The 23,765-nt window shown below is 65.8% G+C and carries 26 protein-coding genes; 18 read left to right on the top strand and 8 right to left on the bottom strand.

Annotated elements, in window-relative coordinates; genetic code table 11:
• Positions 1 to 264: 264 nt before the first annotated feature.
• Positions 265 to 885 carry a hypothetical protein gene (locus OIE68_RS15290; protein ID WP_327100026.1) on the bottom strand — a complete coding sequence of 207 codons (621 nt, stop codon included), beginning with the start codon at positions 883 to 885 and terminating at the stop codon, positions 265 to 267.
• Between the two features lie 110 nt (positions 886 to 995).
• Here OIE68_RS15290 and OIE68_RS15285 point away from each other — a divergent pair, with 110 nt between their 5' ends.
• Positions 996 to 1,817, top strand: a complete 822-nt coding sequence (locus tag OIE68_RS15285) for an acyl-CoA thioesterase II (protein WP_327100025.1) — start codon at positions 996 to 998, stop codon at positions 1,815 to 1,817.
• A 139-nt stretch (positions 1,818 to 1,956) separates the two neighbouring features.
• Positions 1,957 to 2,193 (top strand): hypothetical protein, encoded by a 237-nt coding sequence (locus OIE68_RS15280; protein WP_040692402.1) that lies wholly within the window; start codon positions 1,957 to 1,959, stop codon positions 2,191 to 2,193.
• 68 nt (positions 2,194 to 2,261) lie between these two features.
• Here the strand turns inward: OIE68_RS15280 and OIE68_RS15275 are convergent, their stop codons facing one another.
• A complete protein-coding gene (locus tag OIE68_RS15275) occupies positions 2,262 to 2,825 on the bottom strand; it encodes a hypothetical protein (protein ID WP_327100024.1) in 564 nt (187 codons plus the stop codon).
• Between the two features lie 104 nt (positions 2,826 to 2,929).
• On the opposite strand from OIE68_RS15275, the gene pdxT reads away from it, so the two are divergent.
• Both pdxT and OIE68_RS15265 read left to right on the top strand, forming a co-directional pair.
• On the top strand, positions 2,930 to 3,580 hold the full coding sequence (pdxT, locus tag OIE68_RS15270) for a pyridoxal 5'-phosphate synthase glutaminase subunit PdxT (RefSeq protein WP_327100023.1): 651 nt from the start codon (positions 2,930 to 2,932) through the stop codon (positions 3,578 to 3,580).
• A gap of 113 nt (positions 3,581 to 3,693) precedes the next feature.
• Positions 3,694 to 4,449 (top strand): YebC/PmpR family DNA-binding transcriptional regulator, encoded by a 756-nt coding sequence (locus OIE68_RS15265; RefSeq protein WP_327100022.1) that lies wholly within the window; start codon positions 3,694 to 3,696, stop codon positions 4,447 to 4,449.
• Positions 4,450 to 4,532: 83 nt separating this feature from the next.
• On the opposite strand, the gene OIE68_RS15260 is transcribed toward OIE68_RS15265, so the two are convergent.
• Positions 4,533 to 4,739 (bottom strand): DUF5988 family protein, encoded by a 207-nt coding sequence (locus OIE68_RS15260; RefSeq protein ID WP_327100021.1) that lies wholly within the window; start codon positions 4,737 to 4,739, stop codon positions 4,533 to 4,535.
• A 307-nt stretch (positions 4,740 to 5,046) separates the two neighbouring features.
• On the opposite strand from OIE68_RS15260, the gene OIE68_RS15255 reads away from it, so the two are divergent.
• Positions 5,047 to 5,298, top strand: coding sequence for a hypothetical protein (locus OIE68_RS15255; protein ID WP_327100020.1), 252 nt, complete (start codon positions 5,047 to 5,049; stop codon positions 5,296 to 5,298).
• Between the two features lie 7 nt (positions 5,299 to 5,305).
• Here the strand turns inward: OIE68_RS15255 and OIE68_RS15250 are convergent, their stop codons facing one another.
• Positions 5,306 to 6,256, bottom strand: a complete 951-nt coding sequence (locus tag OIE68_RS15250; protein WP_327100019.1) for an NADP-dependent oxidoreductase — start codon at positions 6,254 to 6,256, stop codon at positions 5,306 to 5,308.
• A 70-nt stretch (positions 6,257 to 6,326) separates the two neighbouring features.
• Here OIE68_RS15250 and OIE68_RS15245 point away from each other — a divergent pair, with 70 nt between their 5' ends.
• A complete protein-coding gene (locus tag OIE68_RS15245; protein ID WP_327100018.1) occupies positions 6,327 to 7,322 on the top strand; it encodes a GlxA family transcriptional regulator in 996 nt (331 codons plus the stop codon).
• A 33-nt stretch (positions 7,323 to 7,355) separates the two neighbouring features.
• Here OIE68_RS15245 and OIE68_RS15240 read toward each other — a convergent pair whose 3' ends face one another.
• A complete protein-coding gene (locus OIE68_RS15240; RefSeq protein WP_419150709.1) occupies positions 7,356 to 8,822 on the bottom strand; it encodes an alpha/beta hydrolase in 1,467 nt (488 codons plus the stop codon).
• A gap of 177 nt (positions 8,823 to 8,999) precedes the next feature.
• On the opposite strand from OIE68_RS15240, the gene OIE68_RS15235 reads away from it, so the two are divergent.
• The 4 genes from OIE68_RS15235 (at position 9,000) to ruvB (ending at position 11,834) form a co-directional block, all read left to right on the top strand.
• Complete coding sequence (locus OIE68_RS15235) at positions 9,000 to 9,476, top strand: MmpS family transport accessory protein (protein WP_327100017.1); 477 nt, start codon at positions 9,000 to 9,002, stop codon at positions 9,474 to 9,476.
• Positions 9,477 to 9,570: 94 nt separating this feature from the next.
• Positions 9,571 to 10,140 carry a crossover junction endodeoxyribonuclease RuvC gene (gene ruvC, locus OIE68_RS15230; protein ID WP_327100016.1) on the top strand — a complete coding sequence of 190 codons (570 nt, stop codon included), beginning with the start codon at positions 9,571 to 9,573 and terminating at the stop codon, positions 10,138 to 10,140.
• The gene (gene ruvA, locus OIE68_RS15225) at positions 10,137 to 10,742 is read left to right on the top strand and encodes a Holliday junction branch migration protein RuvA (protein ID WP_040692392.1); all 606 of its coding nucleotides are present in this window, start codon (positions 10,137 to 10,139) and stop codon (positions 10,740 to 10,742) included. Before ruvC ends, ruvA begins: the two co-directional genes overlap by 4 nt.
• A 6-nt stretch (positions 10,743 to 10,748) precedes the next feature.
• Complete coding sequence (gene ruvB / locus OIE68_RS15220) at positions 10,749 to 11,834, top strand: Holliday junction branch migration DNA helicase RuvB (RefSeq protein ID WP_327100015.1); 1,086 nt, start codon at positions 10,749 to 10,751, stop codon at positions 11,832 to 11,834.
• 91 nt (positions 11,835 to 11,925) lie between these two features.
• Here the strand turns inward: ruvB and OIE68_RS15215 are convergent, their stop codons facing one another.
• Positions 11,926 to 12,489 (bottom strand): DivIVA domain-containing protein, encoded by a 564-nt coding sequence (locus OIE68_RS15215; protein WP_327100014.1) that lies wholly within the window; start codon positions 12,487 to 12,489, stop codon positions 11,926 to 11,928.
• Between the two features lie 159 nt (positions 12,490 to 12,648).
• Complete coding sequence (locus OIE68_RS15210) at positions 12,649 to 13,299, bottom strand: TetR/AcrR family transcriptional regulator (RefSeq protein ID WP_245567247.1); 651 nt, start codon at positions 13,297 to 13,299, stop codon at positions 12,649 to 12,651.
• A 98-nt stretch (positions 13,300 to 13,397) separates the two neighbouring features.
• On the opposite strand from OIE68_RS15210, the gene OIE68_RS15205 reads away from it, so the two are divergent.
• From OIE68_RS15205 to OIE68_RS15175, 7 genes are all read left to right on the top strand, one after another.
• Positions 13,398 to 14,888 (top strand): NAD(P)/FAD-dependent oxidoreductase, encoded by a 1,491-nt coding sequence (locus OIE68_RS15205; protein ID WP_327100013.1) that lies wholly within the window; start codon positions 13,398 to 13,400, stop codon positions 14,886 to 14,888.
• A gap of 182 nt (positions 14,889 to 15,070) precedes the next feature.
• Positions 15,071 to 15,418 carry a preprotein translocase subunit YajC gene (gene yajC, locus OIE68_RS15200; RefSeq protein ID WP_327100012.1) on the top strand — a complete coding sequence of 116 codons (348 nt, stop codon included), beginning with the start codon at positions 15,071 to 15,073 and terminating at the stop codon, positions 15,416 to 15,418.
• A 147-nt stretch (positions 15,419 to 15,565) separates the two neighbouring features.
• Positions 15,566 to 17,299, top strand: coding sequence for a protein translocase subunit SecD (gene secD / locus OIE68_RS15195; RefSeq protein ID WP_327100011.1), 1,734 nt, complete (start codon positions 15,566 to 15,568; stop codon positions 17,297 to 17,299).
• Complete coding sequence (gene secF / locus OIE68_RS15190; RefSeq protein ID WP_327100010.1) at positions 17,296 to 18,492, top strand: protein translocase subunit SecF; 1,197 nt, start codon at positions 17,296 to 17,298, stop codon at positions 18,490 to 18,492. The genes secD and secF overlap by 4 nt, the downstream gene beginning before the upstream one ends.
• A gap of 26 nt (positions 18,493 to 18,518) precedes the next feature.
• A complete protein-coding gene (locus OIE68_RS15185; protein ID WP_327100009.1) occupies positions 18,519 to 20,225 on the top strand; it encodes an ABC transporter substrate-binding protein in 1,707 nt (568 codons plus the stop codon).
• 37 nt (positions 20,226 to 20,262) lie between these two features.
• Positions 20,263 to 20,835, top strand: coding sequence for an adenine phosphoribosyltransferase (locus tag OIE68_RS15180; protein WP_327100008.1), 573 nt, complete (start codon positions 20,263 to 20,265; stop codon positions 20,833 to 20,835).
• 318 nt (positions 20,836 to 21,153) lie between these two features.
• Entirely contained in the window at positions 21,154 to 22,734 is a 1,581-nt protein-coding gene (locus OIE68_RS15175; RefSeq protein ID WP_327100007.1) for an ABC-F family ATP-binding cassette domain-containing protein, read from the top strand.
• Here OIE68_RS15175 and OIE68_RS15170 read toward each other — a convergent pair.
• Positions 22,705 to 23,136: a nuclear transport factor 2 family protein gene (locus OIE68_RS15170; RefSeq protein WP_327100006.1), complete on the bottom strand. Its 432-nt coding sequence runs from the start codon at positions 23,134 to 23,136 to the stop codon at positions 22,705 to 22,707. The two genes, OIE68_RS15175 and OIE68_RS15170, sit on opposite strands and share 30 nt — an antisense overlap.
• 80 nt (positions 23,137 to 23,216) lie before the next feature.
• On the opposite strand from OIE68_RS15170, the gene OIE68_RS15165 reads away from it, so the two are divergent.
• Positions 23,217 to 23,717, top strand: a complete 501-nt coding sequence (locus OIE68_RS15165) for a helix-turn-helix domain-containing protein (protein WP_327100005.1) — start codon at positions 23,217 to 23,219, stop codon at positions 23,715 to 23,717.
• The last annotated feature ends 48 nt before the right edge of the window (positions 23,718 to 23,765 follow it).

The raw sequence follows: 23,765 nt of genomic DNA, 5'->3' as shown, positions 1-23,765 counted from the left end.
GCATCTTGCTCGCCACCTCGCAGCGTCTCTCATCGCGAAGAGCCGTGCTCTTTCCAGGGATTCGCATCCGCCTGCTGGCTCCCGTAGCGGATCGCGAAAAGGTGGCTTGTGCTCCAGCAAAATTCATGCTGATACGAAGATATGCGCATTTAACTATGTAATTTAGCCTCGAAACACGGAAATGTCTGTTTCCCAACAAAATTGCAAAGGAGGGGAGGGGCGGCCAGTGTTCTCGGGGGTACGACTACCGGCGGGCGGTGTCGTCTATTCGGTGTCGTCTATTCGGAGCGCCGGACGATCGGGGTGGTCCCAGCGAATGAAAAAGGTTGGGGTGCTGGGGTTGTCGCGGTTGTGGCGGAGGAGGGCGGGGATGGTCCACCGGTCGTCGGGTGGGGTGCGGCGGTGGAGTGCGGGTTCGGACATGTCGAGGTGGGCGATCAGATCGAAGTCGAGGCCGCGGCCCGAAAGCATGGGACCAGCGACGAGCAAGACTGTGCCCGCGGCGGCGGTGCGGATGGGGGAGCGGGCCGAGCGGTCGCGGTCCTCGTCCCAGAGCGCGGAGAGCCAGCTTCCGTCGTGGCGCAGCGCCCGGATGACTTCGCGGTCGAGTGCGGCGTAGTCGAACCAGGCAGTGCGGTAAGACAATTCGTCGGTGCGGCCGAATTCCATGCGGAGCGAGGCTGGGCGGATGTAGCCGTGCAGCGAGACGACCTCGGCGGCGCGGCCGATGTCGCGTAGTGCTATGGCGATGCGGTCCGCGATCGCCACGGGTTCGGCCGCGTCGGCTCCGTCGATGGCGACCAGCGTCCGCCCGTCGAGCTCGCGGATGCGGTTGGTGATGAGTTCGACGAGTCCGTCCCGGGTGATCGGATCGAAATACGGCACCGATCCATTCCATCAAACCGCGCTGTCGAACGCCGTTCTGGGCGGCGGACGCGGCCATAGCCAAGAGGTCACCGACAGGTCGCATCGGTGCTCGGGATAATCTCGGCCCCATGGCGACAATCGAAGAGGCGCTGGAGATCGAGCGGCTCGAGCGGGACATCTTCCGTGGCGCGTCCACCAAGACCCAGCTCGTACGCACGTTCGGCGGCCAGGTTGCCGGCCAGGCGCTGGTGGCGGCGGTACGGACGGTGGAACCTCGGTTCCAGGTGCATTCGCTGCACGGGTACTTCCTGCGGCCCGGAAATCCGGAAGAGCGGACCGTGTACCTCGTCGAGCGGATCCGTGACGGCCGGTCCTTCTGTACCCGCCGGGTCACCGGCGTACAGGACGGCGCCGCGATCTTCACCATGTCGGCGTCGTTCCACGTCGGTGACGCGGGTCCGGAACATCAGGACGAGATGCCGTCGGTGCAGGGGCCGGATGAGCTGCCCGACGCGAGCACGACGATGAGCCCCGAGCGGCTGTGGGCCATGCGCGAATGGGAGCATTGGGATATCCGCACCGTGCCGCAGGATGTGGTGACCCGCCGCGACGGCGTCGTCTCCCCGCAGCAGGTGTGGTTCCGCTACCGGCATCCGCTGCCCGACGACCCGGTCGTGCACGTCTGCACCCTCGCCTACATGAGCGATATGACCCTGCTCGGTTCCTCGAAGGTCACCCACCCCGATGAGCCGACGCAGAACGCCTCGCTCGATCACGCCATGTGGTTCCTGCGTCCGTTCCGTGCCGACGAGTGGCTGCTCTACGACCAGTCGTCCCCGTCTGCGGGTTTCGGCCGGGCACTGACCGGCGGCAAGATTTTCAACCGCGAGGGCGAGTTGGTGGCGGCGGTTGTGCAAGAGGGCTTGATTCGCACACTACGCGGGGAGTGAGCGTCCAAATCGCACGCTTTTCCCAGTATTGGGAAATGCCGAACGGTCTGTATTTGTTCGGGCGGCTCGTAGACTGCCGCGCAAAGAAGTCGCCGACCAGGAACGACGGTTTCAATGCGTCAAGAATGGAGGCAGGAATGTGGCTGTCGGGAGCTTTTCCTACCAGAACGGATCGGGCTATTCGGATCGGATCGATAATCCGGACGAGTACCGGACCTACAACATAGCTATCGGCCGGGGAGCGGCGGACAACCAGACGAATGCAACGGTCTGGCTGTATGCCCGGACGGACGGCCAAGGGGATTCGATCTACCTCGACCCGGGCACCAGCACCTATGTGAGCTCCGGTTACCAGAGCTGCAAATTCACCAGCTGACCCGGATCGACCCGGTGGCGTTGGCGTGGCCGACCCACACCACCGCGGCTGGATGAGCCGCGTCGGGCTCAGACCATCTGCACGCGCAGGTGGCAGACCACCGTGTCGGTCATCCGACGGAGTTCGCGCTCGAGTTCGTCGCTGCGGTGGCTGGGCAGCACCCGGTCCCAGCCGCCCGGCGGATCGATCTCTGCGATGACGACGACCTTGCGTCGTCCGGCGAAATTCGCACGGACATAGCGGGCGACGGGTCCGCCGACGGTGGCATCGCTGTCCTCGAGCAGGACCAACCGGACCTCGGGATGCCACGCCTCCCAGGCCTTGGTGAACACCTTGACCGATTCCCCGGGCAGGCAAACATGCACGGCGACAATGTCTTTGCCGATGGACATGGCGGCCGAGAGCGCCTCGCGGCTGAGTTCGGAGACCTCGGAGATCGGCACCACGATCGCGATGCCCGTGGCCTGGGGCTGGTCCGGGATCGCGCCATTGCCGCGGCAGCCGCCGATTCTGGTGTAGGCGCCGCGGATTCGCTCCATACCGAGCGCGGGCAGCACCAGCACGATGAGCCACGCGCCGTCGGGGAAGGCCGCGATCACCTGCCGGTAGGAGGCCATCAGTACGGTAATCACATCTGTGAGTGTCGACCGCTTTCGGGCGAATGAACCCGGTCTTGACGCAACGTTGACAGCCACCGTGAGCAGGGCCACAGCGCCGCGCCTCGTAAGCTCATGGCGTGAACGCATCGGTCGCCTCGCCCGCAACGGGCGCGCAGCACAGTCCCGACCGGCCCATCATCGGTGTGCTGGCCCTGCAGGGTGACGTGCGCGAACATGTCGCGGCACTCGCGGAATGCGGCGCGCAACCGGTGCTGGTACGCCGCGCGTCCGAGCTCGCCGCGGTGGATGCGCTGGTGCTGCCCGGCGGCGAGTCGACCGCCATCAGCAAGCTGCTGGAGGTCTTCGAACTCCTCGAACCGGTGCGCGCGCGGCTGCGGGAAGGTATGCCCGCCTTCGGATCCTGCGCCGGGATGATCCTGCTCGCATCCGAAGTGCTCGACACTCGCCCTGACGCGAAGCATCTGTCCGGTATCGATATGACGGTGCGGCGCAATGCTTTCGGCCGTCAGGTCGACTCGTTCGAGACCGATCTGGACTTCGCGGGCCTGACCGACGGTCCGGTGCGCGCGGTATTCATCCGGGCGCCGTGGGTGGAGCGGGTCGGCGCGGGCGTCGAGGTGCTGGCCACGGTTCCCAGTGGCCCCGCCGCCGGGCGCATTGTCGCGGTGCGGCAGGGCAAGGTGGTCGCGACGTCGTTCCATCCCGAGGTCACCGGCGATTTGCGGGTGCATCGGATGTTCGTCGATCTGGTTCGCGCCGCCGAGTAGTCGCCCACAGGAACTGGCCGTAACCGGACGAGTAGGCTGAGAGAGTTGTCTACCCGGCCGGTGCGGGTACCGTGCGCACGATCAGACGTGCTGTCGACTGGAGGAAGTAGGGAATGAGCGGCCACTCCAAATGGGCCACCACCAAGCACAAGAAGGCGGGGATCGACGCGAAGCGCGGCAAGCTCTTCGCCAAGTTGATCAAGAACATCGAGGTGGCGGCCCGCACGGGTGGCAGTGACCCGGCGGGCAATCCGACGCTGTACGACGCCATCCAGAAGGCGAAGAAGTCGTCGGTTCCGAACGACAACATCGAGCGTGCCCGCAAGCGCGGCGGCGGTGAAGAGGCCGGCGGCGCCGACTGGCAGACCATCATGTACGAGGGCTACGGCCCCAATGGTGTCGCGGTGCTGATCGAATGCCTTACCGACAACCGCAACCGCGCCGCCGGCGAGGTGCGTGTGGCGATGACCCGCAATGGCGGCAATATGGCTGATCCGGGTTCGGTTTCCTACCTGTTCCACCGCAAGGGCATCGTGACCCTGGAGAAGAACGGGCTGTCCGAGGACGATGTGCTGCTCGCCGTGCTCGACGCGGGCGCCGAGGAGGTCAACGACCTCGGTGATTCCTTCGAAGTCGTCAGCGAACCGTCGGATCTGATCCCGGTGCGCAAGGCGCTGCAGGACGCCGGAATCGATTACGACTCCGCCGAATCCGGCTTCCAGCCGTCGGTATCGGTCGCCGTCGACATCGACGGCGCGCGCAAGGTATTCAAGTTGGTCGACGCGCTCGAAGACAGCGACGATGTACAGAACGTGTACACCAACGTGGACATCTCCGACGAGGTCGGCTCCCAGTTGGAACAGGACTGACGCACCATCATCGACCAGTGCCTCGGGGCGGTTCGCAGCGATGCGGACCGCCCCGAGTGCGTTTCGCACCCGGCGTGAACTGGTTATTCCGCGATTCGTGTCCGATCGGACCATTCGTAGACCCGCAGCCGCCCCTCGGGCGTATCGGCCTCCCGATTGGTGACCTTGAAGTGCTCGTATCCGCCGCGGTATTCGACTTTGAGCTCGACGCCGGGCGGCGTGATCGGAACGATGCGAGCGGGCAAGTCTCTCGGCCCACCTTCTAGGACAGCCTTCACAACATTGCTCATCCTTCGGATGGTAGGTCTCGGATGTGATGCACGCCACAAACGCGGCCGAACGGCCGCGTGGTCCTGGAGGGAATTCCAATGCCGCGCCCGACGGAGTCCGATACGACCGATTAATGGTTGCCGCAAGTTAGCTAACCGTATTTCCTGGATTCGGAGCAACTGGTCGCAGCTGTCGATTGCCTGCGGTGTAACGATTGCGGTTCGATTGCTGATTTACGAATCGAGGGCCGCGACAGACCGCTGCGGCCGCCCGATCAGGCTCCTGCGCACCGAGAACTTGTCCCGCCCCGGAAAGAGACCAGCCATCATGCGTCGATCCCTTGCCGACGAGCATCCCGGCGATTCAACCGACCTGAACATCACCCTCGCCCCGCTCGCGGTCGCGACCGGACTGATCCTGCTCATCGCCGCATTCGCGACGGTGAACCGGATGCCCGGCTGGGCTGCCGACTACGGCGCGAGCCTGGTGTACTTCGCGATCTTCCTATACGTGGCGATCGCCGGACGCATGACCTGGTGGGGCGCCGACCTACTGATCAGTCACGGCAAGAAACGCTGACTGTCGTTCACGGCACCGTGAGCACCAATTTGCCTACAGTGCGGCCGGTTTCGCCGAGTGCGTGCGCCTTCGCCGCCTCTTCGAACGGGAAGACCCCGGCGACGGTCGGGCGCAGCGCCCCGGATTCGGCGAGTTCCGCGAGCGCGATCATTCCGGCGTGATCGTCCTCCACCAGCATGCGCACGGCCCGGACTCCCAATCGCTTTGCCTCGGTGGCCAATTCGATCGCGCCGAAGGCGCGCAGCGAGACCAGTAGGCCGCCGGGGCGGAGCGTCCGCAGGGAGCGCAGGCTGTTCTCGTCATCTATCGAATCCAGCACGACATCGACACCGTGTACCGCCTCGGTGAAATCGGTTGTGCGGTAATCGATCGTCTCGTCCGCACCGATTTCGCGCAGGAATTCGTGGTTGGCCGCGCTCGCGGTGCCGATGACGTACGCGCCGCGCGTCTTGGCGATCTGAACGGCGAAGTGTCCGACGCCACCCGCTGCCGCATGGATCAGGATGCGTTGTCCAGCTTGCAGTTTCGCGGTGTCGACGAGGGCCTGCCAGGCGGTGAGGGCGGCCAGGGGGATGGCCGCGGCCTGAATATGGTCCAGGTTCACCGGTTTCGGGGCGAAGGCGCGGGCAGGGCCCACGACGTATTCGGCGAATGCGCCGTGTCCGTAGGGGTAGGGGAGCATGCCGAAGACCGCGTCGCCCGGCTCGAACAGAGTGACCCCGATACCCGTGGCCACCACGTCGCCCGATACATCCCATCCCAGCACGAACGGCGGTTCGCCGAGGAAGAGTCCGGAGGCGCCGCGATGCCGCCAATCGGTCGGGTTGAGACCGGCTGCCTGCGCCCGGACCAGGATTTCGCCGGGTCCGGGCGTCGGGATGGGCAGTTCGACTTCGGTCAGGACCTCAGGGCCGCCGATTAGATCTTGGCTGATCGCGCGCATGGTGGTGTCGTTCATGTCGTTCAGCCTGCCGTCGGCGGCGTCACAAGGAAATGGCACGATTGCCAATATTCGATATGATCGTGCCATGGTCGGTACCTCGGATGGGCACTCGGCGCGACATCGGGTGGTCGTGCTCGCATTGGACGGGGTGTATCCGTTCGAACTCGGCATTCCGAACCGCGTCTTCGGCACCGTCGCGGATCTGTACGAGGTGAGCACTTGCTCGATCGATGGCGCACCGGTACCGAGCCGAGCCGATTTCGCCATTGCTGTCCAACACGACAGCCGGGCGCTGGCGACCGCCGACACCGTGGTCATACCGGCCTGCGATATCGATATGACGCTCGATGGCGCGCTGCCGCCCCCGGTGGCCGCGGCATTCGCACGCATCCGACCGGGCACCCGCATCGTGTCGATCTGTACCGGCGCATTCGTGACCGCAGCCGCCGGATTGCTCGACGGTCGTCCGGCGACGACGCACTGGAATGTGGCCGAACTGTTCCGGCGCACCTTTCCGCGGGTGCTACTGAATACCGATGTCCTCTACGTCGACGACGATGACGTGCTCACGTCGGCGGGCGCGGCGGCAGGCATAGATCTCTGTCTGCACCTGGTGCGCCGCGATCACGGCAGTGCCGTCGCGAATACGGTGGCGCGCCGCTGCGTCGTGCCGCCGTGGCGTGATGGCGGCCAGGCCCAATACATCGAACAGCCGGTGCCGCCGTCGACCTCGGCGGGTACCGCCGCCGCCAGACACTGGGCCCTCGAGAATCTCCGATTGCCTTTGACCATGGACGATCTCGCCGTCCAGGCCCGAATGAGCAAGCGCACCTTCGCCCGTCGCTTCCGCGACGAAGTCGGCATGAGCCCGGGCCGCTGGCTCATCCAACAGCGCGTCTTCCGCGCCCGCCAGCTACTCGAATCGACCGATATGACCGTGGACCGCATCGCGGGCGAGGTCGGCTTCGCCACCGGGAGCTCACTACGCCAACACCTGCACGATTCCATCGGCGTATCACCGCTGGCCTATCGCCGAACCTTCCGCGCCGAGTCGGTCGTCCCGGCCGAGGTCCTGGGCTGAGCGCGGCTCAATTCATCGACCGCGCAATCGGTTTCAGGTCGCGTCGGGCACCGGGAGACCGACACGGGCGACGATCCAGGGGAACGACGAGGTGAACGCGGCCGAGGCGAATTGCCATGTGTGGCCACCCTGGGTGGTGTGAATGGTGCAATCGATGCCGACTTCGTGGCCTGCGTCGCACAGCTTTTCGGCGGCGCCGACCTCACCGGTGTCGAAGACTCCGTCATGACCGCCCATGCCTACGTTGTCGTCGTCGGCGGCCGCGGATTGTTGGCGTGCACCATGGGATCCCGGACCGGATTTGGGTGGGGCGAGATCGTCGAACAGACCCGCCATACCGGTGTAGGGACCGTGTTCGGCCATAACGGTGAGCGGATCGAAGGCGGCCCAGCGATCGGCGTCGCCGCCGAAAAGCCTTCGGATCGTTTGTTCCTTATTGCCCGAGGCCGGGCCGAGATCGCCCGCGATATCGACGAAGGTGCGCACCAATTCGGGGTGCATGACCGCCAGATCGACCGCACAGGTGCCGCCCATGGACCAGCCGACCACCGCCCAGTTCGCCGGATCCGCCGAGGCGCCGAAGCGAGATTCCAGATAGCTGGGCACATCTCGGGTCAGATGGTCGGCGGCATCGCCGCGCGGACCGTTCACGCATTCGGTGTCATTGTTGAAACTGCCGCTGGAATCGACGAAGACGAGGATCGGGGCGCGGCCACCGTTGGCGGCGGTGAACTTGTCCACCTCGGGCATGATCTGACCGCTGCGGATCCAGTCGGCGGGCGTATTGAATTCGCCGCCGATCATCATGACGACCGGCAGTGCCGGCGGCGTCGGACCGGCGAACCAGGCCGGTGGCAAGTACACATATTCGGTTCGATGCGGAAAACCGCTGCCCGCGTCCGGAATCTGCACCGGCACGATCTTGCCGGTGCTGACATCGGTATTGCGGAGTCCGGGCAGCGCATCGATATCGGTCTGATTCGGCAGCGGACCCGCGGTGAGCGCACTCCAGGCGGACTGCACGGTGGGGTAGTAGCCCACCCACTGATTGAGCACGATGCCGGTACTCAACAGGGCGAGCGGTATGGCGAGCACCGAGACGCCACGCCGCCACCACCTGGCACCGCGCCAGCCGAGCCCGGCGACCGCGATCGCCGCGACCGCGACGCCGACACAGGCCCACAACTCGACCGGCGCCGGATCCGAGGCCAGCCCCTGGTCGTTCACATACGCCCACGCGGCCACCGCGCCCGCCGCACCGAGCACCACGCAGACCGGCAGCAGCACCAACCGCCAGCGCCGGGTCCGCCAGCCGATCGCCAGGACCAACGCGGCCACCGCGACCAATTCGACGGTCACCGGCAGCCAGCCGTGCAGCAGCGATATGCCGTGATGAAAGCCGTTCTGATAGTTCGGATTCAGATTCGCCGAAGGCAGCCGCGGTGGTGGCGGTGTCACGGGGGTCGCGGGTGCGGCTAGCGGGGCACGGACTACGGGCACCTACGGCATTGTCGAGACCGTTCCTCGAGAAAGCCTGTGAATTCGCTCCAGTAAACCTGGGCGCCCATGAAACGCTGGTCGATCGCGGGTCGATAACCGCACAGGTGAATCGGGCTCCGAACAGTCTTGTCCGGTAAGGTCCAATAGCTGGTCGTGCAGGATTCAGGAGGGGTGCACATGACTTATCAACCACCGCCGCAGTATCCGGGGCAGGGGTATCCGGGCTACCCGGGATATCCGCCGCAGCCGCCGAAGGGCAAGCCGGTGTGGCCGTGGGTGCTCGGCGGCGTCTTCCTCGCGATCGTGCTCACCGTCGGCGGCTGCGTGGCGGTATTCGGATCCATCGCCTACCGGCTCGACAAGGAGTCGAAGAAGGAAACCTCGATCACTTACGAGGTCTCGGGCTCCGGCACCGCCGATATCTCCTACAACAGTGGCGATTTCGATACCGCCAATGCCAACGATGCACCGCTGCCGTGGACCAAGGCCGTGACCGTGACCGGATACGTCCGCACGGGCCGGGTTTCGGCGACCGTCAGCGGATCCAACGGCGGCACGGTGACCTGCCGCATCCTGCAGGACGGCAAGGTAGTCGTCGAGGATTCGGACTCCGGCACCTACGCGTATGTGAGCTGCTACCACTCGTTCGACTAGCCGAATCCCGGGCGGGCACCGTGTCGTTGGTGAACGGTAGGTGCCCGTCCACTAGACTCTCGAACAGTTGTTCGTGCCTTCGAGAGGGGATCGTGTGCGGGTGATGGGCGTCGACCCGGGACTCACCCGGTGCGGCCTCAGCATCGTCGAGGGCGGGCTGGGGCGGAAGGTGACGGCGCTCGACGTCGACGTGGTGCGCACCCCCGCGGATATGGATCTGGCACACCGGCTGATGGGCGTCGCCGACGTCGCCGACCACTGGATGGATACGCACAAACCCGACGCGGTCGCGATCGAGCGGGTGTTCGCGCAACACAATGTGCGCACCGCGATGGGCACCGCCCAGGCAGGCGGCGTGATCGCCCTGGCCGCCGCGCGCCGAGGGATACCCGTGGCCTTCCATACCCCGAGTGAAGTGAAGGCCGCCGTCACCGGCAACGGCACCGCGGACAAGGCACAGGTGACCGCAATGGTGACGCGTATCCTCGGCCTCCAGGTCGCGCCGAAACCGGCGGATGCGGCCGATGCGCTGGCCCTGGCGATCTGTCATTGTTGGCGGGCGCCGCTGATGGCACGGATGGCCGAGGCCGAGGCGCGCGCCGCCGAGGCACAACGGCGGTATACACAGCGGCTTGCCGAACAACGGAAGGTGGTGCGCGGGTGATCGCGTCGGTACGCGGTGAGGTGCTCGAGATCGCGCTCGATCATGTCGTGATCGAGGCGGCGGGCGTGGGCTATCGGCTCAATGTCACCCCCGCGACGCTGTCCACCCTGACCCGCGGCGAGGAATCCCGGCTGTTCACGGCGATGATCGTGCGCGAGGATTCGATGACGCTGTTCGGATTCGCCGATACCGAATCCCGTGACCTGTTCGGCCTTTTGCAGACCGTCTCCGGAGTCGGGCCCCGGCTGGCCATGGCGGTGTTGGCGGTGCTCGAGCCCGAGGCGCTGCGCAAGGCGCTGGCGGAGAGCAATGTCGCGGCGCTGACCCGGGTGCCCGGCATCGGCAAGCGCGGGGCCGAGCGCATGGTTGTCGAGTTGCGTGACAAGGTGAATCTTGTTCCGGTGCAGGCGGGTCCGCCCGGCAGTACGCCGACGCCGGTGCTCACACCGGTGCGCGAGCAGGTTGTCGAGGCACTGGTCGGACTCGGATTCCCGGTCAAACAGGCCGAACCCGCGGTCGACGCGGTACTCGCCGAAAATCCCGCCGCCGATACGTCGAAGGCGCTGCGGGCGGCGCTCGGCTCGCTGGGGAAGAATCGGTAAGACGTCATGGATTACGATCCCGAACCGGACGCCGAATCCCAGGTCAGCGCAAGCTATCTCAAGTCCGATGGTGATATCGAGGCCAGTCTGCGCCCGAAGTCCCTGGACGATTTCATCGGCCAGCCGCGCGTCCGTGAACAGCTCGCGCTCGTGCTGCGCGGCGCCAAACAGCGCGGCGGTACCCCGGACCATGTGCTGCTGTCCGGTCCGCCCGGGCTCGGCAAGACCAGTATGGCGATGATCATCGCCGCCGAACTCGGTACGGCACTGCGAATTACGTCCGGTCCGGCGTTGGAACGCGCGGGCGATCTCGCCGCGATGCTGAGCAACCTGGTCGAGGGCGATGTGCTGTTCATCGATGAGATCCACCGGATCGCCCGGCCCGCCGAGGAGATGCTCTACCTCGCCATGGAGGATTTCCGCGTCGACGTGGTCGTCGGGAAAGGGCCGGGGGCAACATCGATTCCGCTGGATATCGCACCGTTCACCTTGGTCGGCGCGACCACCCGCTCCGGTGCGCTCACCGGTCCGCTGCGCGACCGCTTCGGCTTCACCGGCCATATGGATTTCTACGATCCCGAAGAACTCCTGCGCATTCTGCTGCGCTCGGCTCATATTCTCGGTGTCGCGATCGACCGCGATGCCGCCGCCGAGATCGCGGGCCGCTCCCGTGGCACCCCCCGCATCGCAAATCGCCTGCTGCGCCGCGTCCGCGACTACGCCGAGGTCCGCGCCGACGGCGTGATCACCCGTCCCATCGCTCAGGCCGCACTAGAGGTCTACGACGTGGATGTCCTCGGCCTGGACCGCCTCGACCGCGCCGTCCTCGGCGCGCTGGTCCGAAGCTTCGGCGGTGGGCCCGTTGGTGTTTCGACCCTCGCGGTCGCCGTCGGGGAGGAGGCCGCGACCGTCGAAGAAGTCTGCGAGCCGTTCCTCGTCCGCGCAGGCATGGTCGCCCGCACCCCACGCGGCCGCGTCGCCACCGCCACCGCCTGGCAACACCTCGGCCTCATCCCACCCCCCGACCTAGTCTTCGGCTCCATCCAAGTCCGAGGCCGCGAACCCCACCCCACCCTCGACCTCTTCGACTAACCCCCGCACCGGGCACTGGATCAAGATCAGGTGGAACTGGTTGCGGTGGCTACTCGGCGATGCCGCCATGGATTCCACCTGATCTTGATTTCTAGCGGTGATTGTGTTCGAGGGCGGTGACGACGAGGTCCAGGAAGGCGTCTACCTCGTCGCGGGTGTAGCCGCGTGTGCCGAGGCGGGCCTCGGTGAAGCGGACGGCGCGGACGTCGGTGACGGTCAAGCTGCCGGGGGCGCCGTGGGCGAGGGTGGCGGCGACCAAGTCGAGGAAGGCGTCCACTTCCTCGATGTCGTAGCCGCGGCGGCCGACAGCGGCCTGGGTGAACTGCATGCGGTGCACATCGTCGGGGCTGAGCAGTGTGGCGGGGCCGGAACCATTGCCGCCAGCGGGGACCGGGCGGGAGCCGCGCTGCCGGAATTCCAGTTCCACGCGGACCCGGTCCAGGAATTCATCGACCTGATCGGCCTGATAGCCGCGGCCGCCGAAGCGGGGGGCGTCGAAGGCGACGTGCCGGATATCGTCGGAGGTCAGCACACCTTGACCGGCCAACGTCGCTGAGACCAGTTCCAGGAACGCGTCGACCTCATCGGCATGGTAGCCGCGGTGCCCCAGAGGTGGCATGGCGAAGTGGATTCGGCTCACGTCGTCGGGGGTCACCCGCGATATTGTTCCAGGGTCGCTGCCCTGCTCGCGTCGAATGCGGTTTTTTCGAACTAGGCGGTCTCTGCCGAACACGTTGTGCCCCTGTTGGCCGGTCGATCCGGGTCCCACCCTAGCGGGAATCTGCTCAGGTAGCCGCTGGAGATTTGCCGGTTTTCAGTCCCTGCGCACGCCGTCGATCAGCAGCCGCCGGATCGCCTCGTTCAACTCCTGCACCGCGGCCTCGTCCGGATTGCGCAGCCCGTGGACGATGCCCGCGAGCAGCATGCCGGTCACCGCCTTGGCGGTGTACTTGGTGTCGAGATCCGCACGCAGATAACCGAGTTCGACGCCGTGCGACAGATAGCCCGCGGTGAGCGCGTCGGCCATATCGAGCAGACCGTAGAGCCTGGCGGTGAGTTCGTCGTCGATGCCGGTGGCATGGAACAGCAGCAGTTGGGCGACCCGGCGGTCGTCCACGAGGATCCGGGTGAGCGCGGCGCCGATGCGGTCGATCTGGGCGCGATATTCGTCAAGGGAGGTGGCGGCGTCAGGCGCGTTGTCGGTGCCGAGCGCCTCGATGATCCGGGCGGCCAGATCGTCGATGACCACGTCGATGATCTCGCGCTTATTGCTGAAGTACCGGTAGAAGGTGCCGTGGCCGATGCCCAACTCATTGGCGATATCGGCGATGCCGGTGGCGTGATAGCCCTTCTCGGCGAAGCAGACGAAGGCGGTGTCGATGATTTCCTGCCGCAGTTCGGCCTTGCGTCGCTGGATCGCATTTCCGGCCGCTGGGCGGGGCGCACGCGTGGATGGCTTCGTCACCTGTCCGATGATACGGTGTTCACAAACGGAATGATGTGTCATTCCGTGAGGAATGGTTCCTACATTCCCGATGGAATGTTTAAAGCAGGAGGTTCGACGTGGCGCCTCAATACGACGCGGTCGTGATCGGTGCGGGATTCGGCGGCATGGGAGCGGGTATCGAGCTCGACCGGCTGGGTCTGAGCAATTTCGTCATTCTGGAGCGGGAGGACGACCTGGGCGGCACCTGGCATGTCAATCACTACCCGGGTCTCGCGGTCGATATCGCCTCGGTGACCTACTCGTATTCCTTTGAGCCCAACCCGTATTGGACGCGTCTGTTCGCGCCGGGCAAGGAGCTCAAGAAGTACGCCGCCCACGTCGCCGACAAGTATGGGCTGCGTCGCCGGATGCGTTTCGGCACCGTGGTGGACGGCGCGCGGTGGGACGAGGAGCACCAGCACTGGGTCGTCTCCATCGCGGGCGGTGAAACCGTCACCGGCCGTTACCTTCTCACCGCCACCGGCTTCCTGTCCCAGCCCTACACGCCGCCGTTTCCCGGCATCGATTCCTTCGCGGGCAAGATCATCCACACCACCGCGTGGGAGGACGATTTCGACCTCTCGGGTCGCAAGGCCGCCATTATCGGCACCGGCGCCACCGCCGTGCAGCTGATTCCCGAGGCCGCGAAGAAGACCAAGGAACTCACCGTGTTCCAGCGCACCCCGATCTGGGTCGTGCCGAAGATCGACACCGCGATTCCCGCGCCGGTGCAGAAGCTGTTCGCGCGCGTGCCGGCCACTCAGAAGGCCGCGCGGCTGGTCAACACCAGCATGCTCGAGGCGCTCATGGTGGTCGGCGTACTGCACTTCAAGCAGGCCAAGCCGCTGAATATGGCCGCGGGCGTACTCGCCAAGGCGCATCTGCGGGCCCAGGTGCGCGATAAGGAGATTCGCAAGCAGCTCACCCCGCACTACGACTTCGGCTGCAAGCGCCCCACCTTCTCCAACCAATACTTCAAGACGTTCAACCAGCCCAATGTCCGGTTGGAGACCAATTCGATCGATCACATCGAGGCCGATGGCATCGTCACCGCCGACGGAAACAAAACCGAGATCGATACCCTGATTTTGGCCACCGGCTTCAACCTGTGGGATGTGAACTTCCCGGCCATCGAGATCATCGGCCGCGACGGCGTCAACCTCGGAAAGTTCTGGCGCGACAACCGTTTCCAGGCCTACGAGGGCATCACCGTGCCGAAGTTCCCGAACTTCCTCAGCCTCAACAGCCCGTACTCCTACAGCGGCCTGTCCTACTTCACCACCATCGAGGCCCAGATGAAGCACATGGGCCGGTTGCTCGGTGAGATGTTCCGGCGCGGCGAGACCACCTTCGAGGTGACCGAGCAGGCCAACACCCGGTTCCTGGACCGCGTCACCGAGAAGTTGGGTTCCTCGGTGTTCTACGGCGGTGACTGCGCGACCGCGCGCAGCTACTACTTCAACCAGCACGGCGAGGCCGCGCTACTGCGTCCGACCAGCACCGTCAATGCCCACCGCGAGGCGGTCAGCTTCCCGCTCGACGACTACACCTATGGCAAGACCGCCTAGAACGCCCCATTGCGCAGCCCCGCGACCGTCGCTCGATCGCGGGGTTCGTGCTGTCCCGGAGTGGCTCGAGATCCGGATTCCGGGACGTCAATGGTGTGCCGGTGTGGTGGTGACGACATGAGCTGGCAGACTGTTGGGGTAATAGCCCATTCCCACCCACAGACTAGGGACTGACTTCGACGATGGAACTTCTGTTTCCGCTCCTACTGGTAGCCCTGCTCGTGCCCATGTTCCTCGGTGTGCGCCGCCAGAAGCGCGAGGCCGAGAAGGTCACGTCCATGCAGGAAAGCCTGAAGGTCGGCGATCAGGTCACCACCACGTCGGGTCTGTACGGAACCGTGGTCGATCTCGACGACACCACGGTCGATCTCGAGATCGCCGAGGACGTCGTCACCACGTGGCTGCGTCAGGCCATCCGCGATGTGCGCACCGAGGACGAGACCACGGATGAGACCGTGACCGACGAGACCGAGGCCGGTCTCGTCGAGGAGTCCGCGGAGCAGACCGAGACCCGGCTGACCAAAGACTGATCGGGTTACCGGCCCGTAGCGATTGCTTGCAGGTCGCTCGAAAGGGCCTGCCCGCGTGCTGCAGATCGCCGCGGGCCATCCGTCCGGGTGCTCGGCCGTGCGCGCCCGCCTGTTCCACCTCGACTTCCGCCTAGGAGATGACGAACTGTGCCACCTTCCCAGGGATCGGCGCATCCGCTCCGGTTGCTCGGCGTCTACGCCGTGCTGCTGGCCGTGATCTATGCGCTGGTGTTCTTCACCGGTGACCATTCCCCGACCCCCAAGCTCGGCATCGACCTGCAGGGTGGTACGCGCGTCACGTTGACCGCGCGGACCCCCGACGGCAGCAAGCCCAGCCAGGACAGCCTGCGCCGGGCGCAGACGATCATCGAGAACCGCGTCAACGGCCTCGGTGTCTCGGGCTCCGAGGTCGTCATCGACGGCGACAACCTGGTGATCACGGTTCCGGGTGACGACGGTGGCCAGGCCAAGGCGCTGGCGACAACAGCCAAGCTCTACATCCGTCCGGTGCTGTCGGCGGTGCCCGCGGTCGGCGGTAAGGCCACGCCACAGACGGGTACCGCGGGGACGGCGACGCCGGGCACTGTGCCGGATACCACCCAGCTCAACCCCGATGGCACCGTGCCGACCCAGCCCGCGCCCACCACCGAGGCGGTGCCGACCACGGAGTCCGCGCCCGCGGCGGAGTCGACCCCGCAGCCGCGCGTCTTCCCCGCGCAGGCCCCGACCTCGCCGCCGGCTCCGCCCGGCGGTCTGACGCCGCAGGAGCAGGCGAAGAAGGAGATCGCGGACGCCAAGGCGACCAGGCAGAGCACCGATGCCACGGTGCAGCAGGCCGCGATGGCCGCGATGGACTGCAATAAGTCCGATCCGCTCGCCGGTAACGACGATCCGAATCTGCCACTGGTCACCTGCTCCACCGACGGCAAGGAAATCTTGCTGCTGGACAAGAGCCGCATCGACGGCCAGGAGATCAAGGACGCCACCTCCGGGCTCAACCAGCAGCAGGCGCGCCATGAGGTGAACCTCGAATTCAAATCCGGTGGCAGTGATGCGTGGGCCTCGCTGACTGGTGAGTACATCAACAAGCGGGTCGCGTTCGTACTCGACTCGAAGGTGGTCAGCGCGCCGGTCGTGCAGTCCGGTCCGCAGCAGGGCGGTCGTACCACCATCTCCGGTAGCTTCACCGCGGCCAGCGCCAAGGAACTCGCGAACACCCTGAAGTACGGTTCGCTGCCGCTGTCGTTCCAGACCTCCGAAGCCGAGACGGTTTCGGCGACGCTGGGTCTGTCCTCGCTGCGCGCGGGTCTGCTCGCGGGTGCGATCGGTCTCGCGGTGGTGCTGCTGTACTGCCTGCTCTACTACCGGATGCTCGGCTTCCTCGCCGGATTCTCGCTGATCGCCTCGGGTATCGCGGTATACGGCATCATCGTGCTGCTCGGCCGTTGGATCGGATTCACACTGGATCTGGCCGGTATCGCGGGTCTGATCATCGGTATCGGTCTGACCGCCGACTCCTTCGTGGTGTTCTTCGAACGCATCAAGGATGAAATGCGCGAGGGGCGCAGCTTCCGTTCGGCGGTGCCGCGCGGTTGGCAGCGGGCCCAGCGCACCAACCTCTCCGGCAAGACCGTCAGCCTCATCGCCTCGGTGGTGCTCTACATCCTGGCCGCCGGTCAGGTGAAGGGCTTCGCGTTCACCCTCGGTATCACCACCGTCCTCGACGTGATCGTGCTCTATCTGGTGACCGCGCCGCTGATGATGCTGGCCTCGCGCTCGTCGTTCTGGGCGAAGCCGTCGGTCAACGGGCTCGGTGCGATTCAGGAAGTGGCCAGGGAGCGCAGGGCCGGCGAGGCGCTGGTTAAGGAGACGGCACGATGACGAACTCGACCCTGGAGCCGTTCGCCGACGAGGTGAACGATTTCGAGATGCCCAAGCACAGCATCTTCGAGCGCCTCTACACGGGTACCGGCGGATTCAAGATCGTCAGTCGGCGACGTTTCTACTACGGGCTGACCGCGGCCTTCGTGCTGATCTCGTTGCTGAGCATCGGAATTCGCGGATTCACCCTCGGCATCGACTTCGCGGGCGGTTCGCGCATCCAGCTGCCCGCGGCGGGGACGGCCACCACGCAGAAGGTCGAGGACATCTACTCCCAGACCATCGGCCACGCCCCGGTGACGGTGCAGAAGGTCGGATCAGGCTCGGCGGAGACCATCCAGGTTCGCTCGGACACGCTGAGCGCCACCCAGACCGACGCGCTGCAGACCGCGCTGTTCAATGCCTTCCAGCCGAAGGACAAGGACGGCAACGTTTCGCGCAATGCGATCAGCATCGCCGAGATCAGCGAGACCTGGGGTAGCGAGATCACCAAGAAGGCGTTGATCGCGCTGGTCGTGTTCATCGCGCTCACCATGGTCTATATCGCGATCCGATTCGAACGGGATATGTCGATCGCGGCGATCGCCTCGCTGTTCTTCAACATGATCGTCACGGCGGGCATCTACTCGCTGGTCGGCTTCGAGGTGACACCCGCCGCGGTGATCGGTCTGTTGACCATCCTCGGTTACGTGCTCTACGACAATGTCGTCGTCTTCGACAAGGTCGAGGAGAACACCCGCGGTGTGGTCAATACGACCCGGCGCACCTATGCCGAACAGGCGAATCTCGCGGCGAACCAGACCTTGATGCGTTCGATCAACACCACGGTCATCGGCATCCTGCCTATTGTCGGCATGCTGGTGATCGCGGTGTGGCTGCTCGGCGTCGGCACGCTGAAGGATCTGGCGCTGGTGCAGCTGGTCGGCATGATCGTCGGCGCGTATTCGTCGATCTTCTTCGCGGTGCCGCTGCTGGTGTCGATCAAGGAGCGGTGGGGTCCGGTCGCGGCGCACACCAAGAAGGTGCTCAACAAGCGGGCCGGAGTGGCGTCGGCGCGTGCGGGAGCCGAGGCGGAGCGGCGCGCGGTCGCGGCGACCGGCCGGGAGCCGGGTGCGCGTCCCGTGCGGGAACCTGGACAGGCTCCGCGCCCGGGCGCACGGCCGAGCGGAAAGCGGAACAAGCGCAGGCACTGACAGCCGACGGGCAGGGGTTTGCATATATGAAGCAGTCGCTAGCGGCACGTCTGATCGGAGCGGTGGCTGCGGGCACCGTGGTCGCCACGGTGATGGCCGGGTGCTCCAGCCAGAACCAGGTGCCTTCCATCGGCTATGCCGTCGACGCGGTGATCGCCACCTACAACGGCGCTACCACGCTCGGTGCGAGTAGCGGCTCGGATGCGGTGTTCGCGCGGGTGCTGACCGGGTTCTTCTACACCGGACCGGACGGTCAGCAGGTCGCGGACACCGATGTCGGCACCGCGAAAGAGGTGCCGGGCGAGGCGCAGACGGTGCAGTACCGGCTCAATGCGGACGGGGTGTACTCCGACGGCGTGCCGACGTCATGTGACGATCTGGTGCTCGCCTGGGCGGCGCGCAGCGGCCGCTACACCAAAGCCGGTGACCGCGGCCAGGTTCCGCTCTTCGACGCCGCGAGCACCGCCGGATACGCCGATATCGAACGGGTGGACTGTCAGCCGGGATCCAAGGACGCCACCGTCGTGTTCCGCGCCGACCACCACTACCTGCCGTGGCGCCACCTGTTCACCGCGGGTGAGTTGATGCCCGCGCATGTCGCCGCTCGGGTGGCGAATGTGCCGAATGTGGTGACGGCCGTGCAGTCCGGTGATCAGGCCGCGCTGCAGCGGATCGCCGACTTCTGGAACAACGGGTGGACGATCGGCGCGGACAAGGTCGACATTTCGCGGTTCCCGTCGTCGGGGCCGTATCGGATCGATTCCTACTCCGCCAAGGACGGGCTGGTTCTCGTGGCGAACGAGCGCTGGTGGGGCAATAAGCCTGAGACCGGGCGGATCGTGGTCTATCCGAAGACCGCCGATCTGAAGGCGAAGGTCGGCGACAATGCGGTCGGGGTCATCGATATCGGCGCGGGATCGGTGAAAGACATCAATCTGGACGGTTTTTCGGTGCGGACCGTGCCCGGGCGCGGTGCCGAGCAGTTGGTGCTCGCTACTTCGGGGGTGTTCGCCTCGGCCGACGCGCGGCGCGGTTTCGCATTTTGTGTGCCGCGCCAGGACCTGTTCGACAAGCTCGGCAAGGCCAAGGATGCGCCGAAGACCGGACTCGGCACGGCGGTGCTGAATTCTCGTATCACACAGCAGGATTCGCTGTATTACCCGAACGTGATCGGTGCGGCCGACAAGTACCGCGGCGGTGATGCGACCGCGGCGGCCGCGAGCGCCGGTGCGGCCAAGCCGACTATTCGGATCGGATATGTGAAGCCGGACGATCGGCGCGCTCAGACCGTGCAGATGATCGCTGACGCATGCAAACCGGCCGGTATCAATGTGGTGGATGCCGGATCCGCCGATTTCACGCCGTCTCAGCTCACCGAGGGCAAAGTCGACGCCGTCCTCGGCAGCACCGCATCGGCCCCGGGTCCGGCCGGATCCGAGACCGGCGTGGCTGCTACCAGCGCGTTGCGCACCGGTAGCGGGATCAATTTCGGTCGCTTCGGTAACGGCCGCTACGATTCGATCACCGATCAGCTTGCGGGCGACGACAACTCGACCACAACGCTGAATCTGCGCACCGAGGCCGAGAACCTGCTGTGGGCGGAGATGCCGAGCATTCCGTTGTTCGTCACGCCCCGCACCATCGCGTTCGGCAACGGTCTGCAGAACGGCATAGCCGGGCCCACCCAGGCGGGCACCGGCTGGAACATGGACCGCTGGGTGTTGAAGCGGTGACAGGTGTTGGTGGGTGAGTAACCATGGAGAGGTGTCGATGAGCAAGCATGCGGCGGTGGAATCGGACGACGTCCTAGCCGAGCGGACCGGGAAGGCGGCCGAACTGGTCGAACGCCTGACCCGCTGGCGCGACGATTTCCCCTCTCCCGGCATTCGCTTCGCCGATCTCACGCCGGTCTTTGCCGATCCGGAGGGTTTCCGGGCCGTCATCGACTGCCTCGCGGCGTGCGCGCCCGATGCCGACCTGGTTGCGGGCGTAGACGCTCGCGGCTTCATCCTCGGGGCCGGCGTTGCCGCGACGCTGGGGACCGGTGTCATGGCGGTGCGCAAGGCCGGGAAGTTGCCGCCGCCGGTCATCTCGCGTGAGTACAGCCTCGAGTACGGCACCGCATCGCTAGAGATTCCGGCCGACGGTGTCGAGCTGAAGGGGCGGCGCATTCTGCTGCTCGACGATGTGCTGGCCACGGGCGGCACGTTGGCTGCCGCCGCGGAGCTGTTCCAGGCCGCCGGTGCCGAAATCATAGCGGCCGCAGTGGTTCTGGAGTTGAGTTTCCTCAATGGTCGGGATCGCCAGGGCGATTACCCGTTGAGTTCGGTGGTGCGGGTCTAGGTCGTTCGGCCATCGGTCGCTGCAAGTCGGCCTCGGGGGGAGGCCGCCGACGCGTATGTGGATACCTGGATCACCGAGATTCGAGACGTGACCGATCAGGCGCGGCGAATCCACGGTGTTTCACACATAGATCGGAGCCGCCGCGGCGTTCCGGACACAGCGTGTGATCGAAATATCAGTGGCGCGACATTCGCGGATGTGTTTAATCTAGAAGGGTCTCATCCCCGTTGATCGGAGTCATGTCGTTGCTCTCATGAGGTAGCCACTCGGGCGGCCCGCATCCTGTGCGCCGCATTCCGCGCAACCTCTGGGGTCCACATGACCAATCTGTCTCTTTCCGATCTCACTTTCTCCTGGCCCGATGGCACACCCGTCTTCGACGGTCTGGACTCGGTGCTCGGCCCCGGCCACCTCGGCCTGGTCGGCGGCAACGGTGCGGGCAAGTCCACCCTGCTGCGGCTGATCGCGGGTGAGCTTGTACCGGCGCGCGGTTCGATCACGGTCACCGGGCGGCTGGGCTATCTGCGCCAAGATCTCGGCCTCGGCGACGGTCAGCGCGTCGACGCGGTGCTGGGCATCGCCGAGACACGAAAGGCATTGCACCGCATCGAGTCCGGCCTCGGCGACGAGTCCGACTTCGAGATCGTCGGCGCGCAGTGGGATGTCGAGGAGAGTGCCATCGCGCTGCTCGGCCGACTGGGCCTGCACTACCTCGCCGACTCGACCGAACAGCTGGACCGCCGTCTGGAAACCCTCTCGGGCGGCGAGACGGTGCTGCTCGGCCTGGTCGCCGAGCTGCTGCGCGATCCGGACGTGCTGCTGCTCGACGAGCCGACCAACAACCTGGATCACGTTGCCCGTCAACGGCTCTACGAGGTCGTCGCCCAGTTCTCCGGCACCGTCCTCACGGTCAGCCACGACCGCGAGCTGCTGGAGCGGATGTCCACTATCGCCGAATTGCGTCAGGGTGAATTACGTTTGTTCGGCGGCAATTTCAGTGAATACGAGCGGATCGTCGACGCGGAGCAGGAGGTGGCGCGCGCCGCAATCCGGGACGCGCGCAGTGACGTTCGCAAACAGGCACGCGAGCTGGTCGACACCCGGATCAAACTCGATCGCCGAGCGCGCTACGGGCAGAAGATGTTCGAGAACAAACGTGAGCCGAAGATCGTCATGGGCGCACGCAAGCGGGCGGCGCAGGTGTCGGCGGGCAAGCTGCGCAATAACCACATCGAAAAGCTGGACACCGCGAAGGAGCAGCTGCAGCAGGCCGAGGACCTGTTGCGCGACGACCGGCAGATCCGCATCGACCTGCCGGACACCCGGCTCTACCCGGGCCAGGACGTCATCAATCTCGAGGAGGTGGAATTGGCGTGCGGTCCGACCGTGACATTGCGGGTCTCCGGTCCGGAGCGGAGCGCACTGACCGGCCGCAACGGCGCGGGCAAAACCACACTGCTGCACCGCATCGCCGCCGAACCGCCGCAGGTGCCGTGGCGCATACTGCCACAGCGCCTCGACATCTTCGACGAGCAACGCACGGTCTTCGAGAATGTCGCCGCGACCGCACCACATGTGGCCGCCGAACGGATCCGAGCCCAACTGGCCCGCTTCCTGTTCCGCGGCGCTGACGCCGACGTCGCGGCGGCGGCGCTGTCCGGCGGTGAACGCCTGCGCGCGGCCCTGGCTATGCTCCTGCTCGCCGATCCGGCCCCGAAGCTGCTGCTGCTCGACGAGCCCACCAATAACCTCGACCTGCCCAGCCTCGACCACCTCACCCAGGCCCTGGCCAACTACGAGGGCGCACTGATCGTCGTCAGCCACGACCCTCGTTTCCTCGACGACATCGGGGTGACCAGACGTCTCGAACTAACCGGCGACGGGTTGGTCGAAACGTGACAGCGCGCGCCGCATGACGCCCGGATGACGAAGTAGGCGCGGCGCCAGCTTCACCGCAAGCAGGGTCAGCGGGAGCCAGGGCCGCAGGTGTGGTTCGAGCCGGCGGATGCGGCCGTCGGCGGCCAATTCGAGGATCATGGCCTCGGTCATCCGGAATGGTCCGACGGCGGCCTCGGCGAGCAGAACTCGGCGCGCACCCTCGCCGATGTGCTCGGTCCAGCGCAGCCCGCCGAGGCTGCCGTACGCCGCGGCCAGCAGGATGCGCAGATCCTGGTGACCGCGGAAGACCAACCTGCCGGAGACCGGAGAGGTCAGCGCGGCATCGGGTGTGAGGGTCGTTATCAGCGCATCGAAATCGCTGGCCTCCGTCGCCTCGCGAAACCGCGCCACAGCATCGGACATGTCTCGATCACCCCTTCACAGTTGGTTGTTTCGCAACGTAGTGGAGTCACTTGCAAAAAGCAATGGACTACGATGGGTGGGTGCCAAAAGCTGCCATGTCCGACATTGTGTGCTCGATCGCGCGAACGCTCGACGTGGTCGGGGAGCGGTGGACGCCTTTGATCCTGCGCGACCTGTTCGTCGGGGTGAACCGGTTCGAGGACATCCGCCGCGATCTGGGCATCGCCTCCAATGTCCTGACCGCGCGTCTGGATGCGTTGCGGCAGTACGGGATCGTCCAGGCCAGGGCCTATCAAACGAATCCGGTGCGCCACGAATATGTGCTCACCGAGCAGGGGCGCGATCTGTATCCGGTGCTCACGATGCTCATCACGTGGGGCGATAAGTGGCTCGCCGGGCCTGCGGGGCCGCCCGCGCTGGTCGTGCATCGCGATTGCGGACATCCCACGTCCGGGGTAGTGGTCTGCCGTGACTGCGGCGCGCCGCTCACCGCCGACAATGTGGACTGGCAGCATGGTCCCGGCGCACAGCGTGGACCGGGAACCATGCTGATCGGCGATCATCTGGAACCGGCGCCGTAGGTTCGGGTAACGCAAGTGTTTCGCTCGAGTTGATCGACGTGCTCGGCT

This window comes from Nocardia vinacea (assembly GCF_035920345.1).
GTDB classification, from domain to species: Bacteria; Actinomycetota; Actinomycetes; order Mycobacteriales; family Mycobacteriaceae; genus Nocardia; species Nocardia vinacea_A.
This window is presented reverse-complemented; position numbering and strand designations above follow the sequence as displayed.

Excerpts from the sequence above, each read along its gene's own strand:
- OIE68_RS15285 (WP_327100025.1), top strand. The coding sequence starts at position 996 with ATGGCGACAATCGAAGAGGCGCTGGAGATCGAGCGGCTCGAGCGGGAC.
- OIE68_RS15265 (WP_327100022.1), top strand. The coding sequence starts at position 3,694 with ATGAGCGGCCACTCCAAATGGGCCACCACCAAGCACAAGAAGGCGGGG.
- OIE68_RS15260 (WP_327100021.1), bottom strand. The coding sequence starts at position 4,739 with ATGAGCAATGTTGTGAAGGCTGTCCTAGAAGGTGGGCCGAGAGACTTG.
- OIE68_RS15255 (WP_327100020.1), top strand. The coding sequence starts at position 5,047 with ATGCGTCGATCCCTTGCCGACGAGCATCCCGGCGATTCAACCGACCTG.
- OIE68_RS15250 (WP_327100019.1), bottom strand. The coding sequence starts at position 6,256 with ATGAACGACACCACCATGCGCGCGATCAGCCAAGATCTAATCGGCGGC.
- OIE68_RS15245 (WP_327100018.1), top strand. The coding sequence starts at position 6,327 with ATGGTCGGTACCTCGGATGGGCACTCGGCGCGACATCGGGTGGTCGTG.
- OIE68_RS15235 (WP_327100017.1), top strand. The coding sequence starts at position 9,000 with ATGACTTATCAACCACCGCCGCAGTATCCGGGGCAGGGGTATCCGGGC.
- ruvB (WP_327100015.1), top strand. The coding sequence starts at position 10,749 with ATGGATTACGATCCCGAACCGGACGCCGAATCCCAGGTCAGCGCAAGC.
- yajC (WP_327100012.1), top strand. The coding sequence starts at position 15,071 with ATGGAACTTCTGTTTCCGCTCCTACTGGTAGCCCTGCTCGTGCCCATG.
- secF (WP_327100010.1), top strand. The coding sequence starts at position 17,296 with ATGACGAACTCGACCCTGGAGCCGTTCGCCGACGAGGTGAACGATTTC.
- OIE68_RS15185 (WP_327100009.1), top strand. The coding sequence starts at position 18,519 with ATGAAGCAGTCGCTAGCGGCACGTCTGATCGGAGCGGTGGCTGCGGGC.
- OIE68_RS15180 (WP_327100008.1), top strand. The coding sequence starts at position 20,263 with ATGAGCAAGCATGCGGCGGTGGAATCGGACGACGTCCTAGCCGAGCGG.
- OIE68_RS15175 (WP_327100007.1), top strand. The coding sequence starts at position 21,154 with ATGACCAATCTGTCTCTTTCCGATCTCACTTTCTCCTGGCCCGATGGC.
- OIE68_RS15170 (WP_327100006.1), bottom strand. The coding sequence starts at position 23,136 with ATGTCCGATGCTGTGGCGCGGTTTCGCGAGGCGACGGAGGCCAGCGAT.